14 protein-coding genes are annotated in these 14,523 nt (G+C 74.6%); 6 read left to right on the top strand and 8 right to left on the bottom strand.

What is annotated here, in order from left to right; translation table 11 throughout:
- Positions 1–49: 49 nt before the first annotated feature.
- A complete protein-coding gene (mgt, locus tag ABT154_RS08425; protein ID WP_351854524.1) occupies positions 50–1,252 on the top strand; it encodes a macrolide-inactivating glycosyltransferase in 1,203 nt (400 codons plus the stop codon).
- Between the two features lie 58 nt (positions 1,253–1,310).
- On the top strand, positions 1,311–1,709 hold the full coding sequence (locus ABT154_RS08420; protein ID WP_351854521.1) for a nuclear transport factor 2 family protein: 399 nt from the start codon (positions 1,311–1,313) through the stop codon (positions 1,707–1,709).
- A gap of 55 nt (positions 1,710–1,764) precedes the next feature.
- Here ABT154_RS08420 and secD read toward each other — a convergent pair whose 3' ends face one another.
- Together secD and ABT154_RS08410 are read right to left on the bottom strand one after the other, a co-directional pair.
- Positions 1,765–4,068, bottom strand: coding sequence for a protein translocase subunit SecD (gene secD, locus ABT154_RS08415; protein ID WP_351854518.1), 2,304 nt, complete (start codon positions 4,066–4,068; stop codon positions 1,765–1,767).
- Positions 4,069–4,317: 249 nt separating this feature from the next.
- The gene (locus ABT154_RS08410) at positions 4,318–4,749 is read right to left on the bottom strand and encodes a hypothetical protein (RefSeq protein WP_351854516.1); all 432 of its coding nucleotides are present in this window, start codon (positions 4,747–4,749) and stop codon (positions 4,318–4,320) included.
- Between the two features lie 207 nt (positions 4,750–4,956).
- On the opposite strand from ABT154_RS08410, the gene ABT154_RS08405 reads away from it, so the two are divergent.
- Positions 4,957–5,700 (top strand): lysophospholipid acyltransferase family protein, encoded by a 744-nt coding sequence (locus tag ABT154_RS08405; protein WP_351854513.1) that lies wholly within the window; start codon positions 4,957–4,959, stop codon positions 5,698–5,700.
- On the opposite strand, the gene ABT154_RS08400 is transcribed toward ABT154_RS08405, so the two are convergent.
- The 6 genes from ABT154_RS08400 to ABT154_RS08375 form a co-directional block, all read right to left on the bottom strand.
- A complete protein-coding gene (locus ABT154_RS08400; protein ID WP_351854510.1) occupies positions 5,678–6,601 on the bottom strand; it encodes a glutaminase in 924 nt (307 codons plus the stop codon). The genes ABT154_RS08405 and ABT154_RS08400 overlap by 23 nt on opposite strands.
- On the bottom strand, positions 6,598–7,668 hold the full coding sequence (locus tag ABT154_RS08395) for an enoyl-CoA hydratase/isomerase family protein (RefSeq protein ID WP_502969467.1): 1,071 nt from the start codon (positions 7,666–7,668) through the stop codon (positions 6,598–6,600). The genes ABT154_RS08400 and ABT154_RS08395 overlap by 4 nt, the downstream gene beginning before the upstream one ends.
- 283 nt (positions 7,669–7,951) lie before the next feature.
- Positions 7,952–8,635, bottom strand: a complete 684-nt coding sequence (locus ABT154_RS08390; protein ID WP_351854504.1) for a GNAT family N-acetyltransferase — start codon at positions 8,633–8,635, stop codon at positions 7,952–7,954.
- A 286-nt stretch (positions 8,636–8,921) separates the two neighbouring features.
- Positions 8,922–9,650: a ribonuclease H family protein gene (locus tag ABT154_RS08385; RefSeq protein ID WP_351854501.1), complete on the bottom strand. Its 729-nt coding sequence runs from the start codon at positions 9,648–9,650 to the stop codon at positions 8,922–8,924.
- Between the two features lie 65 nt (positions 9,651–9,715).
- Positions 9,716–10,633, bottom strand: a complete 918-nt coding sequence (locus tag ABT154_RS08380) for a phosphatase domain-containing protein (protein WP_351854499.1) — start codon at positions 10,631–10,633, stop codon at positions 9,716–9,718.
- A gap of 2 nt (positions 10,634–10,635) precedes the next feature.
- Complete coding sequence (locus ABT154_RS08375) at positions 10,636–11,844, bottom strand: RNA ligase (RefSeq protein ID WP_351854497.1); 1,209 nt, start codon at positions 11,842–11,844, stop codon at positions 10,636–10,638.
- Positions 11,845–12,034: 190 nt separating this feature from the next.
- On the opposite strand from ABT154_RS08375, the gene ABT154_RS08370 reads away from it, so the two are divergent.
- The 3 genes from ABT154_RS08370 to ABT154_RS08360 all read left to right on the top strand — a co-directional run bounded on the left by ABT154_RS08370 (position 12,035) and on the right by ABT154_RS08360 (position 14,476).
- Positions 12,035–12,385, top strand: a complete 351-nt coding sequence (locus tag ABT154_RS08370) for a hypothetical protein (RefSeq protein WP_351854494.1) — start codon at positions 12,035–12,037, stop codon at positions 12,383–12,385.
- Positions 12,386–12,537: 152 nt separating this feature from the next.
- Positions 12,538–13,119 carry a dienelactone hydrolase family protein gene (locus tag ABT154_RS08365; protein ID WP_351854491.1) on the top strand — a complete coding sequence of 194 codons (582 nt, stop codon included), beginning with the start codon at positions 12,538–12,540 and terminating at the stop codon, positions 13,117–13,119.
- A gap of 184 nt (positions 13,120–13,303) precedes the next feature.
- Positions 13,304–14,476 carry a YncE family protein gene (locus ABT154_RS08360; protein ID WP_351854488.1) on the top strand — a complete coding sequence of 391 codons (1,173 nt, stop codon included), beginning with the start codon at positions 13,304–13,306 and terminating at the stop codon, positions 14,474–14,476.
- The last annotated feature ends 47 nt before the right edge of the window (positions 14,477–14,523 follow it).

Below are 14,523 nucleotides of genomic sequence, written 5' to 3'. Positions count from 1 at the left end.
CAGGGGAATCCATTAGACGATACGTATCGTCTCGCTTAGGGTGGGTGGAATGACCCCCACCGCAGCCCCCTCCCCCGCCCACATCGCCATGTTCTCCATCGCCGCCCACGGCCATGTGAACCCCAGTCTGGAGGTCGTCCGGGAACTCGTCGCCCGGGGACACCGCGTCAGCTACGCCGTCCCCGCCTCCTTCGCCGAGAAGGTCGCGGCGACCGGGGCCACCCCCGTCGTCTACCGCTCCACCCTGCCGACCGACGAGGACCCCGACGCCTGGGGCACCGAACTCATCGACCACCTCGAACCGTTCCTCGCCGACGCCGTCCAGGCGCTGCCGCAGCTCGCCGAGGCCTTCGCGCGGGACCGGCCCGACCTGGTCCTCCACGACATCACCTCCTACCCGGCCCCCGTCCTCGCCCACACCTGGGGCGTCCCGGCCCTCTCCCTCTGGCCGAACCTCGTGCCGTGGGAGGGGTACGAGGAGGAGGTCGCCGAGCCGATGTTCGCCGGGCTCAGGGCGTCACCGCGCGGCAAGGCCTACTACGCGCGCTTCGCGGACTGGCTCGCCGAGCACGGCATCGACACCCACCCGGACAGGTTCGTCGCCCGCCCTCGCCGCGCCCTCGTCCTCATCCCCGAGGCCCTCCAGCCGCACGCCGACCGGGTCGACCGGTCCGTCTACACCTTCGTCGGCGCCTGCCAGGGCACGCGCGCCGAGCAGGGGGAATGGCGGCGCCCGGAGCACGCGGAGAAGGTGGTCCTGGTCTCCCTCGGCTCCGCCTTCACCAAGCTGCCCGGCTTCTACCGGGACTGCGTCGAGGCCTTCGCGGGACTCCCCTCCTGGCACCTCGTCCTGCAGGTCGGGAAGTTCGTCGACCCGGCCGAACTCGGCGAACTGCCGCCGAACGTCGAAGTGCACTCCTGGGTGCCCCAGTTGGCGGTCCTCCGGCAGACCGACGCGTTCATCACCCACGCGGGCGCCGGAGGCAGCCAGGAGGGCCTGGCCACGGCCACGCCCATGGTGGCCGTCCCGCAGGCCACCGACCAGTTCGGGAACGCCGACATGCTCCAGTCCCTGGGCGTGGCACGGCACCTGCCGATGGAGGAGGTCACTCCCGGGCTGCTGCGCGAGGCGGTGCTCGCCCTCACCGGCGATCCCGAGGTGGCGCGCCGTGCGCGAGAGGTCCAGGAGTCGATGCGCCGCGAGGGCGGCACACTCCGGGCAGCCGACCTCATCGAGGCCGAACTCGGCTGAACGGCCGCCCGCTTGGCGTGTCCGGCCCGATCGGCGGGACACCCCCTACGCTCGTGTCATGTCCAAGACTCAGATAGACGCGGTGACCGCCGAATTCTACGGCGCGTTCGACAATCGTGGCGGCAAAGCCCCCGACGTGGGCCGGATCCGCCGGCTGGTGCTGCCCCAGGGGGTGATCGTCTGCACGGCGCCCACGTTCACGACGTACTCCGTGGAGGAGTTCGTCGTCCCGCGCGAGCGGCTGCTGACCGACGGGCGGCTCGTCGACTTCTCCGAGTGGGAGACCTCGGAGGAGACCCGGATCGAGGGTGACATCGCCTCGCGCTTCGGCACGTACCGCAAGTCCGGGGTCCTGGACGGGCAGCCGTACGACGGCGAGGGCACGAAGACCCTCCAGTTCGTCCGGACCCCGGACGGCTGGCGGATCGCCGCGCTGTCCTGGTTCGACCGGCCCTGACCGGGGCGGCGGTCCGTCCCCCTGCGCACGGGGAACGGGCCGCCGCGGTACGCGGTCAGACCACGGCGCCCACGCCTCGGCGGGACACCGGGGCCGGGGCGGGAGCCGGATGGCGTGCCTCCAGGGCCACCGCCAGCGGCATCGCCGTGAACACGGTGGACGCCATGCCGAGCACGACACCCGCGAGCAGCGCCACCGAGAAGTCGGTGAGCGAGTCGCCGCCCAGGACGGCGAGCGCCACCAGGACGAAGAGCGCGCCCATGCCGGTGTTGACCGTACGGGGCAGGGTCTGGGCGACGGCCCGGTCGGCGAGGTCGGGCAGCGGAATCCGCCCGCCGCGACGGCGCAGCTCCCGCAGCCGGTCGAGCACGACGACCGAGTCGTTGACCGAGTAGCCGACGACCGTGAGGAGAGCGGCCAGGAAGACGCTGTCCACGGGCTTTCCGAGCCAGGCGAACAAGCCCACGACCAGCAGCACGTCCTGGGTCATCGCCGCAACGGCCGCCGTCGCGTACGTCCAGCGGAAGCGCACCGTCAGATAGAGGAGCTGCGCCACCACCGCGAGGCCGAGGGCGATCGTCGCGTGCGTGCGCAGTTCTCCGCCCAGGCTCGGGCCGATCAGGTCGTCGCGCTCCACCTCCACCGGGCCGGCCACCCGGGTGAGGGCCTCGCGGATGTCGCGCTGTTCCTCGTCGCCGGTCTCCCGGACGCGCACGGACACCTCGCCGCGCGCCGCCCCTTCGCCGTCGGCGGCCTCCGCGCCGCCCGTCGTCTGCACCACCGCGTCGGGGAAGCCCGCGTCCGCGACGGCCGCGCGCGCCCGGTCGGCGTCCACCGGTCGTTCGGCGGTGTACTGGACCACCCGGCCGCCGGTGAACTCGACACCGAACTCCAGGCCGCGCACCCCGATCCCGGCGAGGGCCACCAGCAGGAGCGCCCCGCAGGAGAGCAGCCAGCGGCGGCGGCGGGCCATCAGTCGCGGAACGCGCCGGGTCAGCCGGGTCCGCAGCCTGCCGAGTCCGGCGATGCCGGTGATCGAGGGCCTCCGGCGTACGGCCGGCAGACGCAGCGTGAGGTCGGCGAGGAGCCGGGTGATGACCATGGCGCTGAGCAGCGAGGTCACGACGCCGATCGCGAGGGTCACGCCGAAGCCCTTGACCGGGCCGGAGGCGAAGACGAACAGCAGGCCGGCGGCGAGCAGGGTGGTGATGTGGGAGTCCGCGACCGCGCTCCACACCTTGCCGAACGCCGTTTCGAGCGGTCGCCGGAGGTCGCGCCCGGCGGTCCGGCCGAGGGCCGCGTACTCCTCCCGTGCCCGTTCGAAGACGAGGACGTTCGCGTCGACGGCGATGCCGATGGCCAGGACGAAGCCGGCGAGGCCCGGCAGGGTGAGCGTGGCGCCGAGGGCGACCACCGCGGCGTAGGAGATCAGCCCGTACAGCAGCAGGGCGACGGTCGCCAGGACGCCGAGGAGCCGGTAGATCACCATGACGAACAGGCCCGTGCAGGCGAGGCCGATCACGGCCGCGAGGGCGCTGGCCCTGATCGCCTCGGCGCCCAGGGTCGGTCCCACGGTGCTCTGCTCGACCGTCGTCACCGGGACGGGCAGCGCGCCGCCCTGCACGAGCGCCGCGAGGTCGCGGGCCTCCTGACCGGAGAACCCTCCGGTGATCTGCGCGGAGCCGCCGCCGATGCCCGAGCCGCACGGGACGCCCTGCTGCATGGCGGGCGCCGAGACGACGCGGTCGTCGAGCACGATCGCGACCCGGCGCGCAGGGTCGCCGGGCGCCGCGCAGGCCGCGTCGCCGGTGAGCCGCGCCCAGGTGCCCGCGGCGGAGTCGCGGAAGGCGAGGTCGACCGTCCAGCCCCGGCCGTTCGTGGCGTCGAGCACGGCCTCGGCGCTCTTGACACCGTCCCCGGTGAGCGCGGGGGCGCCCAGGGCGAGGAAGGCGCCCGGCGCGTCGGGGTCGGCGAGGACCCTCGTCCCGTCCTTGGCGGCCGGTCCCGCGGGCCCCTGGGCCGGGCCGGTGACCGTGTGGAAGGTGAGCTGGGCGGTACGGCCGATGACGTCGGCGGCCTCGCGCGGGTCGCGCAGTCCGGGGAGCTCGACGACGATGCGCCGCTCGCCGGAGCGGGCCAGCGAGGGTTCGGCGACGCCGAGTCCGTCGACGCGTTTGCGGAGGACCTCGAGGGCGCGGTCGGTGGCCGCCGCGTCGGCGCGGACGGTGGGCCCGTCCTCGGTCTGCAGGACGATGCGGGTGCCGCCCCGCAGGTCGAGGCCGAGCCGGGGCGGGGTGGTCAGGGTGATCCAGAGGGAGAGGGCGACGACGGCGAGCGCGAGGAGCGCGCGCAGGAGCACGGACCGGGAGCCGCGCCCCGGCCGGGAGGGCCGTGCGGGACCGGAGGCCCGGGCAGGGCGGGAGGGACGTGGGGGACGAGAGGTACGTGGGGACACGGGTGCTCCACTGGCAGCGCACGGCGGGGGCGCCCGCCCACGCGCGCGCGTGGGGGCGCCCGGCGGCCGTGCCGGGCGTACGGTCGGACACGCGTCGTGAACCGGTCCGGTACGTGGACATGCCGAGGACCCGGACGGCGACGCGGAGGAACGTCAGCTGTGCCGGGCGGCGGGAGGACCACGGGGGACGCGGGGGCCCCGGGGAGCGGTGGGCGGGGCGCGCTCACGGCGCGGGTCGCCCACGAGGACACCGCGCGCGGGTACGGAGAGGTCGGCGGGAACGGCGACCGTGGTCAGGGGCGTTCCCGGGAACCGTACGGGGTTCTCGACGGCCCCCGGGAGGCGTGCCACCGCGGTGGACGCCAGCTGGGGGTCCGGGGGCGCGACGTGGTGAGCGGGGGCGGACGGGGCCGTGCCCGGTGCTGTTCCCGGGGGCGCGACCGGAGCGAGCGCCGAGCCGGCCTGCGCCACCGCTGCCGTCTGGGGCGTCCCCTGCGCCTGGGGCGCCGGGAGCAGCAGGAGCGACCAGATCGCGCAGAGCATCGCGGGCAGGAGCGCCGCGACGCGTCGCGTGGAACGTCCCACCACCCCGCCCCTCCCCCTCGTCCCCGTGTCCGTGTGCCGGTCGGCCGAGGCCAGCGTAGACCGGGCGGAGAACTCCCCGGCCACCGAGCCCCTTCCGGTGGGCGGGGTCGAGTACCCCGGCTGAGTACGGGTGCTCATGCGGGGCGCCGCGGGCCCTCGCACGATGGGTGGGTCAGCGCATCGACCTCGGAGCCAGGGGGCCCGCCCGTGCTCAGCCGCATCGCCGCCCATGTCGTCCCGTTCTTCGGGCGGCTGACCGTCACCGCCGACCCCGGGGCCCGGCTGGAGCCCGGCAGCATCCTGGTCGTGAACCACACCTCGACCGCCGACCCGGCGGTCGTCCTCGCCGCGCTCCGCAGGCGGCTGGCCGTCGAGCCCGTCCTGCTGGCCACCGCCGGGCTCTGGCGGATCCCGCTGCTCGGCCGGGCGCTGACCCGCGAGGGGTACGTGCCGGTGCACCGCAACACGGCGCGCGCCGCCGTCGCCCTGGACCACGCGGCGGTCGCGCTCGCCTCGGGGCGGCACGTGATGCTGTACGCGGAGGGCCGCGTCCCGCCGCGCCGGGACGCGGCCGAGTGTCCGCCGGAGTCGTTCCGTACCGGGCTCGCGCGGCTCGCCGGGGCCACGGGCGCGCCGGTGGTGCCGATCGGTCAGGCGGGTGCCCGGCGGATCACGTCCGGCGGGCGGGCGAAGCAGATCGCTGGGGTGCTCACCGCGCCGGTCCGCAGGCCGGGGCTGCATGTGCACATCGGGACGCCGCTGCGGCTGCCCGCCGACGTGGCCGCGGCGACGGAGCTTGCCCACGGGGCGGTCACCGAGGCCTGGCGCAGGGCGGCGGGGGCACTCGGGGAACCGGCGGCGCTGGACGGCGCCCAGGCCGTGCCCGCGGGCGGGCGGCGCCGTCTTCCGGGCACGGCCTCGTGGGACCTCAGAAGACGGACAGGCCGGTGATGGTAGTGAAGCGGTCGAGCGCCGTCACGCCCGCGACCGAGTTGCCCCGGCGGTCGAGTCCGGGGCTCCACACGCACAGGGTGCAGCGGCCCGGCACGACGGCGACGACCGCTCCGCCGACGCCGCTCTTGCCCGGGAGTCCCACGCGGTAGGCGAAGTCGCCCGCGGCGTCGTAGGTGCCGCAGGTGAGCATGACGGCGTTGACCTGTTTGGCCTGGCTGCGGGTCAGCAGCCGGGTGCCGTCGGCGCGCAGGCCGTGCCGGGCGAGGAAGCCGGTGGCCAGGGCGAGGTCGGCGCAGGAGGCTTCGACGGAGCACTGGCGGAAGTACTCGCGCAGCAGGTCGGGGACGGGGCCGGTGATGTTGCCGTAGGAGGCCATGAAGTGGGCGAGGGCCGCGTTGCGGTCGCCGTGGGCGGCTTCGGAGGCGGCCACGTCGGTGTCGAAGCCGAGGTCCGGGTTGCCGCTCTCGGCGCGCAGGAAGTCGAGCAGGCTGCCCGAGGCGTCGCCGGTCAGCCGGTGCAGGCGGTCGGTGACGACGAGGGCGCCGGCGTTGATGAACGGGTTGCGCGGGATGCCGTGCTCGTACTCCAGTTGGACGAGGGAGTTGAACGGGTCGCCGGAGGGTTCCCTGCCGACGTGGGCCCAGAGCGCGTCGCCTTCTCCGGCGAGGGCGAGCGCGAGGGTGAAGACCTTGGTGACGGACTGGGTGGAGAAGGGACGCCGCCAGTCGCCCACCCCGTAGACGGTGCCGTCGAGTTCGGCGACGGCCATGCCGAAGTCGGTGGGGTCGCCGGCGGCGAGGGCGGGGATGTAGTCGGCGGGGGTGCCCCGCTCGGTGAGGGCGGCGATCTCCTCGGCGATGAGGTCGAGCACGGGCCCGAAGGAGGTGGCCGCCGTCACACGCGGTCCCCGCCGGCGCGGGCGGCTTCGAGGCCGAGGTCTCCCTCGGCCGGTGCGAGGAAGTAGCGGGCGATGTCCTCGTCCGTGACCTCGGCGAGGGTGGCCGGGGTCCAGTGGGGGTCGCGGTCCTTGTCGACGACCTGGGCGCGGATGCCCTCGACGAGGTCGGGGGTGGCGAGGGCGGCGCAGGAGGCCCGGAACTCCAGGTCGAGGACCTCTTCGAGAGTGGTGAGGGCGCGGGACCTGCGGAGGGTCGCCAGGGTGGCCTTGAGGGCGGTCGGGGACTTGGTGAGGAGGGTGGTGGCCGCCTCCTTGGCGGCGGGGGCGCCGGTGTCGAAGAGGCGCTCGATCACCTCCTCGACGGTCTCGGCCCGGTAGCAGGCGTCGATCCACTCCCGCTGCTCGGCGAGCACACCTGCCGGGGCCGCCGCGCTGTGCCGGGCGACGGCCTCCTCGGCGGGCAGGAGGACCAGGTCCCGGACCAGGCCGGGCAGTTCGGCGGCGGGGACGAAGTGGTCGGCGAGGCCGGTGAGGATCGCGTCGGCGGCGCCGACGAGGCCGCCGGTCAGGGCGAGATGGGTGCCGAGTTCGCCGGGGGCGCGGCCGAGGAGGTGGGTGCCGCCGACGTCGGGGACGAAGCCGATGCCGGTCTCGGGCATGGCGACCCGGGAGCGTTCGGTGACGACGCGGACGGAGCCGTGTGCGGAGACGCCGACGCCGCCGCCCATGACGATGCCGTCCATGAGGGCGACATAGGGCTTGGGGTAGCGGGCGATACGGGCGTTGAGCCGGTACTCGTCGCGCCAGAAGGCGCGGGAGGCGGAGCCGCCGGCGCGGGCGTCGTCGTGGATGGCTCGGATGTCGCCTCCTGCGCAGAGGCCGCGTTCCCCCGCGCCCTCGATGACGACGGTGCCGATGTCCGGGTCGCGCTCCCACCCGGTCAGGGCCGCGTCGACGGCGAGGACCATGGGGTGGGTGAGCGCGTTGATGGCGCGGGGGCGGTTCAGGGTGATGAATCCGGCCCGGCCCTCCGTCCGCAGGAGTACGTCGGCGGTTCCGGTCGGCACGATCACTCGGTCCCTTCGGTGGCGCTGTTCGCTGGTGCGATCACCGTACCGGGGCGGTCCCTCGGTGGAGCGGCCGACCGGTGCCGGTCGGCACCGAAGGGGAGGCGGCGGGCGCGAGGGGGCGGAAAGGACTCATCCGCTTCTCGCGGATCCTGATTGCACGGTGCGCGGTCCGGTGACGGCCGCTACCCCGCGTCCTCACTGTCGAGTCCTTCCCGTCCCTTCCATGGAACCACCGCTCCGACGGGGGCGCGAGTGCCCGCCGGAGCGGTGGTGGAGGGGGTCAGGCCGGGAGCAGGTCCTGCGGGACGCGCACCTGGCGGGGGGTGGACAGACGGAGTTCGATGATGTCCCTGACCGTGGGCCATTCCTCGTCGAGGATCGAGTAGAAGGCCGTGTCGCGGACGGCCCCGTCGAGCCCTCGGGAGTGGGCGCGGCGGACGCCTTCGCAGCTGGCTCCGAGTCGTTCGATCGCGATTCTGGAGCGGGTGTTGCGGGCGTCGGCGCGCAGTGTGATGCGGCGGACGCCCCAGGCTTCGAAGGCGTGCCGGAGCATGAGGAACTTGGCCTCGGTGTTGATGCCGGTGCCCCGGGCGTCGCCGGCGATCCAGGTGTTGCCGATCTCGGCGGCGTCCGGCACGGCGGTCAGGGGATCGCCGTGGGGCATGCCGGGGACGGGCGGCCAGACCAGCGGGCCCCTCCAGTAGTCGAGTTCGAGGAACCGGGTCGAGCCGATGACTCGTTCGTCGGCGGTACTGATCAGGGCGAAGGGCAGGGAACGTCCTGCCGCCTGATCCGCGAGGGCGCGGCCGATGTAGTCGAGGGCCGATGGGAAGCCGTCGGGCACGGGGGTGAAGGCGTAGGCCGCTCGGTCCGCCCCGCCGGCCCGGGCGAGGGCTTCGGCGTGCCGCATCGCCAGCGGCTCCAGGCGCACGGAGCGCCCGGTCAGGAGAACAGGTACTGGCACGGAACCTCGGGTCTTTCACGGGCAGGGAGAGCTTCCGCCGTGGGGAGACCGCGGCGGCTGCAAGGGGGAGGTTCTCGCCGGCCCCGATCATGTCGTGAGAACGACGAATGAGCAGGTAAAACGGTTCGTCACCGGTGGCGAGGAGGACAGTATGCAGCCACAAGCGCTCGGAGAACAGAACCCCGGACGAACCCGGGTACACGCGTGGGTGAAGGCTCGCGTGCGCCCGGGCCGGCCGGTCTCAAACAACGGACGGAGCCGCCCGCCAGTCGGACGGCGGGAGGGTTCAGACGCAGGTGGGGTGGCCCCAGCCATCGGGGTTCTTCGCGATGGTCTCGCCCTTGTCGTAGGCCTTGCCGCAGCGGCAGCGGCCCGAGAATCTGGCCTTGAGCGTGGCACCCGACGGGCGTGTCCGGCGGGCGGGCGAACCGCCCGGGGCGCCCCCGGAGGAACCCGTGGCGGAGCCGCCCGTCGAACCGGACGGCGCGGAGGAGCGCGCGCGGGGCGCGGAGGCGCGCGTCGGCGCTTCCGGGGGCGGCAGCGGCGCCCCGGCGTCGGAGCCGGTGGCCTCCTGGGTACGGGCGGTGTGGCTGGCCGCGCGGTCGGCGGCGTCGTTGAGGGGGTCGCCGTCGACCTGGTGCGCGGGTACGTAGACGAAGTCGACGTTCCGGCCGGTGAGGAGGGCGTCGATGCGGACGACGAGTTCCTTGTTGGCGACGGGGCTGCCGGAGGAGGTCTTCCAGCCCTTGCGGCGCCAGCCGGGGAGCCAGGTCGTGACGGCCTTCATGGCGTACTGGGAGTCCATGCGGACCTCGACGGGCACCGCCGGGTCGAGTGATTCGAGCAGCCGTTCCAGGGCCGTGAGTTCGGCCACGTTGTTGGTCGCCCGGCCGAGCGGGCCCGCCTCCCAGCGGTCGATCGCTCCGTCGGCCCGGCCGATGACCCATGCCCAGGCCGCGGGGCCGGGGTTTCCCTTCGACGCGCCGTCGCACGCCGCGATGATCTTTTCCACCATCCCACGATCCTGACACGGCGGCGGGGGTGGGTGGTCCCACCCCCGCCGGGCCGGCCGCCGCGCGGTCAGAAGGCCCCGTAGTTGACCTGCCAGGTGGGCAGGCCCATCCGGCGCCAGAGGGCGACGACCCGGTCGCGGTCGTCGAGCGAGACGCGGACGGCGTACCGGTGGCGGACGTGGGCCTCGAAGAGCTCGGCCTTCACGAGGTCGTCGCCGCGGCCGTCGCCGGAGGCGCGCATCCACAGCTCGTCGTACGGCACCTCGTACCGGGCGAGCCAGCCCTCGGTGAGGGCCCGGTGGTCCTCGCTCCGGCCGGACAGCAGGACGATCCGGTCCCGCTCGGTGTGCCGGAAGGCCCGCAGGGCGTCCCGCACGGAGACGTTGAGCAGGTCGCGGTCGCAGCGGGTGAAGTCGTACGGGCCGCGGTCGACGCGCAGGGCGAGGGTGCCGTCGATGTCGCACATGACGGCGGTGGGGAGGCTCGGGTCGGGGACGTAGGTCTCCCCGACGGAGGGGCGGTCGTTGAGCCACTCCGCGGTGAGCCGCCAGCCGTTCCGGGTGGCCTTGGCGTGCTTGTCGGCCAGGATCCGGATGATGTCCTCGCCGACCGGCCGCTCGCGGGCGGCGTCGCGGCGGACGCACTCGTCGACGGGCACGGCGGTGAAGTCGTGGACGGCGAAGGTGGCGAGGCCGCCCACGGCGGCCTTCAGGCGCTTCGGGATGTGCGGGGTGAGATGGGTGTTGTCGACGACGACGTCGAAGCCGCCGTCGACGGCCGCGCGGACGGCGGCGTCCTGGATGCCGAGCACGGTCTGCTCGTGCCGGTGGGACCGGCCCCGGCCGGCCGAGGGGATGTCGAGCATGGCGCGCAGGTCGTCGAGGTTGACGCGGCGGACGCGCCCCTCGGCGGCGGCCTGGAGGGCTCGGGCGGCCGTGGTCTTCCCGGAGGCGGGAAGACCGGTCATGAGGTGGACGACGGGCACGGTCAGTTCTCCTGGTCGTGGGCGAAGGGGTCCGAGGCCTCGGGGCGCAGCCCGCGCCAGACGAGGAGGTCGACGGGGCGGCCGTCGAGGCGCAGGAAGGCGGCGGCGCGCAGACCCCGGTCGGGCAGGGCCGCGGCGGCGTGGGCGAAGGCGCCCCGGTCGGCGGCGAGGTGGGCGAGGCGCGCGTACGCCTCGTCGACGGCCCGCTCGCGCTCCGCGGCGGCCGCTTCGAGACGGGCGATCACCCCGCGCACCCAGGCGTCGAACTCGTCGGGCACCTGCTCCAGGAGGGCGTCGAGGGGCTTGCCTCCGTCCGCCTCGACCTCGGTGACGGCGCAGCCGATGCCCTTGGCCACCTCGGCGGCGGGCAGGGCGGCGAAGCGCTGGATGCCGTGGCAGCGCCAGATGTCCCGCTCGGTGACACCGGTCAGCACCTTGTGGAGGCGTACGTACTCGGCGAGCTTGGCCTTGGCCCGCAGGCCGGAGGCGAAGCGCAGCACGAAGCCCTCGGCGTCGGTGCCGGTGGCCCGTCCGCCGCCGGGCAGGGTGTTGGACTCGGTGAGGGCGACGAGGTCGGCGACGCTCGTGGCCGGCCAGGTGCGCACGACGGAGCCGAGGGGGCCCCAGCCCGCGGCGGCCTCGGTGAGCGGGGTCTCGGAGCCGTCGGCCGCGAAGGCGGCGAGCAGGACGAGGTCGCGGCGGTCGCCGTAGTTCACGACGATGCGGTTGCCCGGGTGGAGGATCTCGGCGAGGTACGTCGCACCGGGGGTCAGTCCGGTGGTGTCGGCGGCGTCGAGACGGCGCTGCGCCCAGGTCGCCTGGACGCTGGTGAAGGAGCCCTTGGAGGCGGCGCGCCAGCGGCCGTCGTAGTGGAAGACCACGGCGAGGCTGCCGTCGACCTTGTCGTAGACCTCGAAGGGCTCGTCGGGCAGCGGCGGTGCGTAGGGGCGGCCGGTGGAGTGTTCGGAGACGTTGAAGAACTTGGGGAGGGGGAGCGCGACGATCCGGCCGGTGGTGTCGTCGGCGACGAGGCCCCGGCAGCGCGTGGTGGCCCGGTTCCAGTGCTGGGCGTACTGGCACGCGCGCGTGTACGTGTAGATCGACAGGGGCAGCTCGGGGTGGCGCTTGCGTGTGATGTGCCCGTCGGCGAGTGCGGCGGAGAGCTCGTCGGACGGCATCAGGTCGTGCAGAGTCAGGGTCGCCTGGCTCATGGGGTCCCTCCCGTGGGTTCGTTGATCCATTCTCGGTTGGCGATGCCCGGGAGCCCAATGGTTTTCCGGGTCCGGTCGGCGTGGCGGGGTGGTGCGCGGGTTCCCGATCCCGGGCGTGTCGGTGGTGCCCCGTAGACTCGCCGTCTGTCCGCCGGTGACGTCACCGGCACAGTCGAAGGAAGCGAGCCCCATGAACCACGCGGACGGCACGGCACCGATCTACGCCGAGCTCATACGGGAGCGGGGGGATGTTCCGGGTGACGTCCGCCAGGTCGCCGAGGAGGTTCTGCGGGACCTGAGCCGGGTCATCCAGATGCCGCCGCAGGGGGTTCCCGGGCCGCAGGGCGCCGTCGCGCACGCGGGCGCCGTGGCTCACGCCGGTGCTGTCGCGCACGCGGGCGCCATGGCTCACCCGGGCGCGCAGGTCGGTGCCCTGGGGCACCCCGGTGCGCAGGCGCACGGGAACGCGGGCGGGGCGATGGGCGTCGGCGGCCCCGTGGGCCAGGCCGGTGCCGTGCTGCCGCACCGTCCGATGCGCTGACCCCCCCGACTTCCCTCCCCCGTGCTTCGTCGCGCCGGACCGCCGTCCGCGCACCGGGTCCCGGGCCGTTGTCAGTGGCGTGCGCGATGCTGTCCGGCGAACGGCCCGCGCCCCGGCGGCACGGGCACGAACGGTGACCAGGGGATGACGACATGGCTGAGGTTCTGCTCTTCCACCACGCGCTCGGTCTGACGGAGGGCGTCCACGCCTTCGCCGAGGAGCTGCGCCGGGGCGGACACACGGTGCATGTGCCCGACCTGTACGAGGGGCGGACCTTCACCGACCTGGAGGCGGGCGCCGGCCACGCCCGGGAGATCGGTTTCGGGACGCTCGTGGCACGCGGTGAGCGCGCCGCCGAGGGGCTGCCCGGGGCGCTCGTCCACGCCGGGTTCTCGCTGGGCGTGCTGCCCGCGCAGAAGCTGGCCCAGACCCGGGCCGGGTCCCTCGGCGCCCTGCTGATCGGTGCCTGTGTGCCGGTGGAGGAGTTCGGCGCGGCGTGGCCGGAGGGCGTGCCCGTCCAGGTGCACGCCATGGACGCGGATCCGTTCTTCGTCGACGAGGGCGATCTGTCGGCGGCCCGCGAGCTGGTCGCGGGCGCGGCGGACCGGGAGCTGTTCCTGTACCCGGGGAGCGCGCACCTGTTCGCGGAGGCTGGCGCGCCCTCGCACGTACCGGAGGCGACGGCGCTCTGTGTCGAGCGGGTGCTGTGCTTCCTGGACGGTGTACGGGGCTGAGCCCGCGGTCTGTACGGGACGGCGGACGGGTCAGCCGTTCGGCCGACCCCGGTGTCGTCCGTCCCGCCGCCCGTCGGGGGCCGGCTGTCGGACCGGGCGGGGCCGTGTACGGGCGGAGGATCGGGACAGGACGCGGCCCGTCCCCGGACGGGGCCGCCCGTGCCGCCGTACCGAGGAGTCCGACATGACGAAGTTCCGCCGTGCGTCCCGTACCGCCCGGGTGCTCGTGGCCGCGGCGGTGTCCGTCGTTCTGCTCGCCGGGTGCGCGCAGGTGTCCGGAGGGGCGTCGGCGGGTGCGACGTCACCGGCCGGGCTCTCCCCCACCACCGCGCCGCCCACCGCCGGTTCCTCCATGACGGCGACGCCCGTCCCGGCCGGCAGGCCCGCGCCGGGCTCGCTCCTGCTCTCCGACTTCGGGTCCGACACGGTCACCTTCGTCGATCCCGTGAAGGGCGCCACGGGCTCCGTGATGGTCGGCACCGCTCCCTACGGTCTGGTCGTGGGCGCGGACGGGCGGGCCTGGGTGGCGACCGCCGAAGGGGTCGCCGTGGTGGACACGGCGACCCGGCAGCGCCTCGCGCTCGTCCCGTACCGGACGGACACCGGACCGGCGGGCACCGGCGAGTACCGGGGCGGCGGCATGGGCATCGCGCTCTCGCCGGACGGCGGCCGGGTGTACGTCGGCGTCAACGTACCCGGCGGGAACGGCACCCTGGAGGTCATCGACACGGCGACGCGGAAGGTCACCGACACCGTGCCGGTGGGCCGGCGGCCCTTCGACGTGGACGTGTCCGGGGACGGCAAGGAGGTGTACGTGACGAACCATGACTCCTTCGACGTCACCGTCGTCACGGCGGGGACCCTGGCAGCGCGACGCATCGAGGTCGCCCCGTACGGCACGGAGGGCGGGCTCGGTTCCTGGCTCAAGCCCCACTACACCGCCGTGCGCCCCTCCGACGGGAGGCTGCTGCTGCCGTTCGAGGGCGAGCGGCTCGCGGTGGTCGACCCCCGGACGGGCCGGACCACGATCGAGCCGATGACCGCCAACACCCATCAGCACGGCGCGACCGTGACCCCCGACGGGACGCTGTTCGCCGTGGGCACGGGGCCGATCGACCCGGCCGGGGACGAGGGCCCGTCGCTGACGGTGCGGACGCCCGGCGGGGCCGAGCGGGTCTACCCGCTGGACGGGCCGCACGAGGACGTGGCCGTGTCGAAGGACGGGCGCACCGCCTATGTGACCGGCGGCTTCACCCGGGACGGCTCCTGGGACGGGCTGAGCGTCGTCGACCTCGACTCGGGCGACACCCGCCGGCTGGCGGCGGGCTCCCGGCCGCTGGGCGTCGTGGTCTTCTGACCCCCGGCACGGCGCGACTCCCGGCGGCCCTGCCACCGGGAGTCGGG

This window comes from Streptomyces sp. NPDC001728 (assembly GCF_040297565.1).
GTDB lineage: Bacteria > Actinomycetota > Actinomycetes > Streptomycetales > Streptomycetaceae > Streptomyces.
Note: the sequence above shows the minus strand (reverse complement) of the source record. Positions and strands in the feature narration are given on the sequence as shown.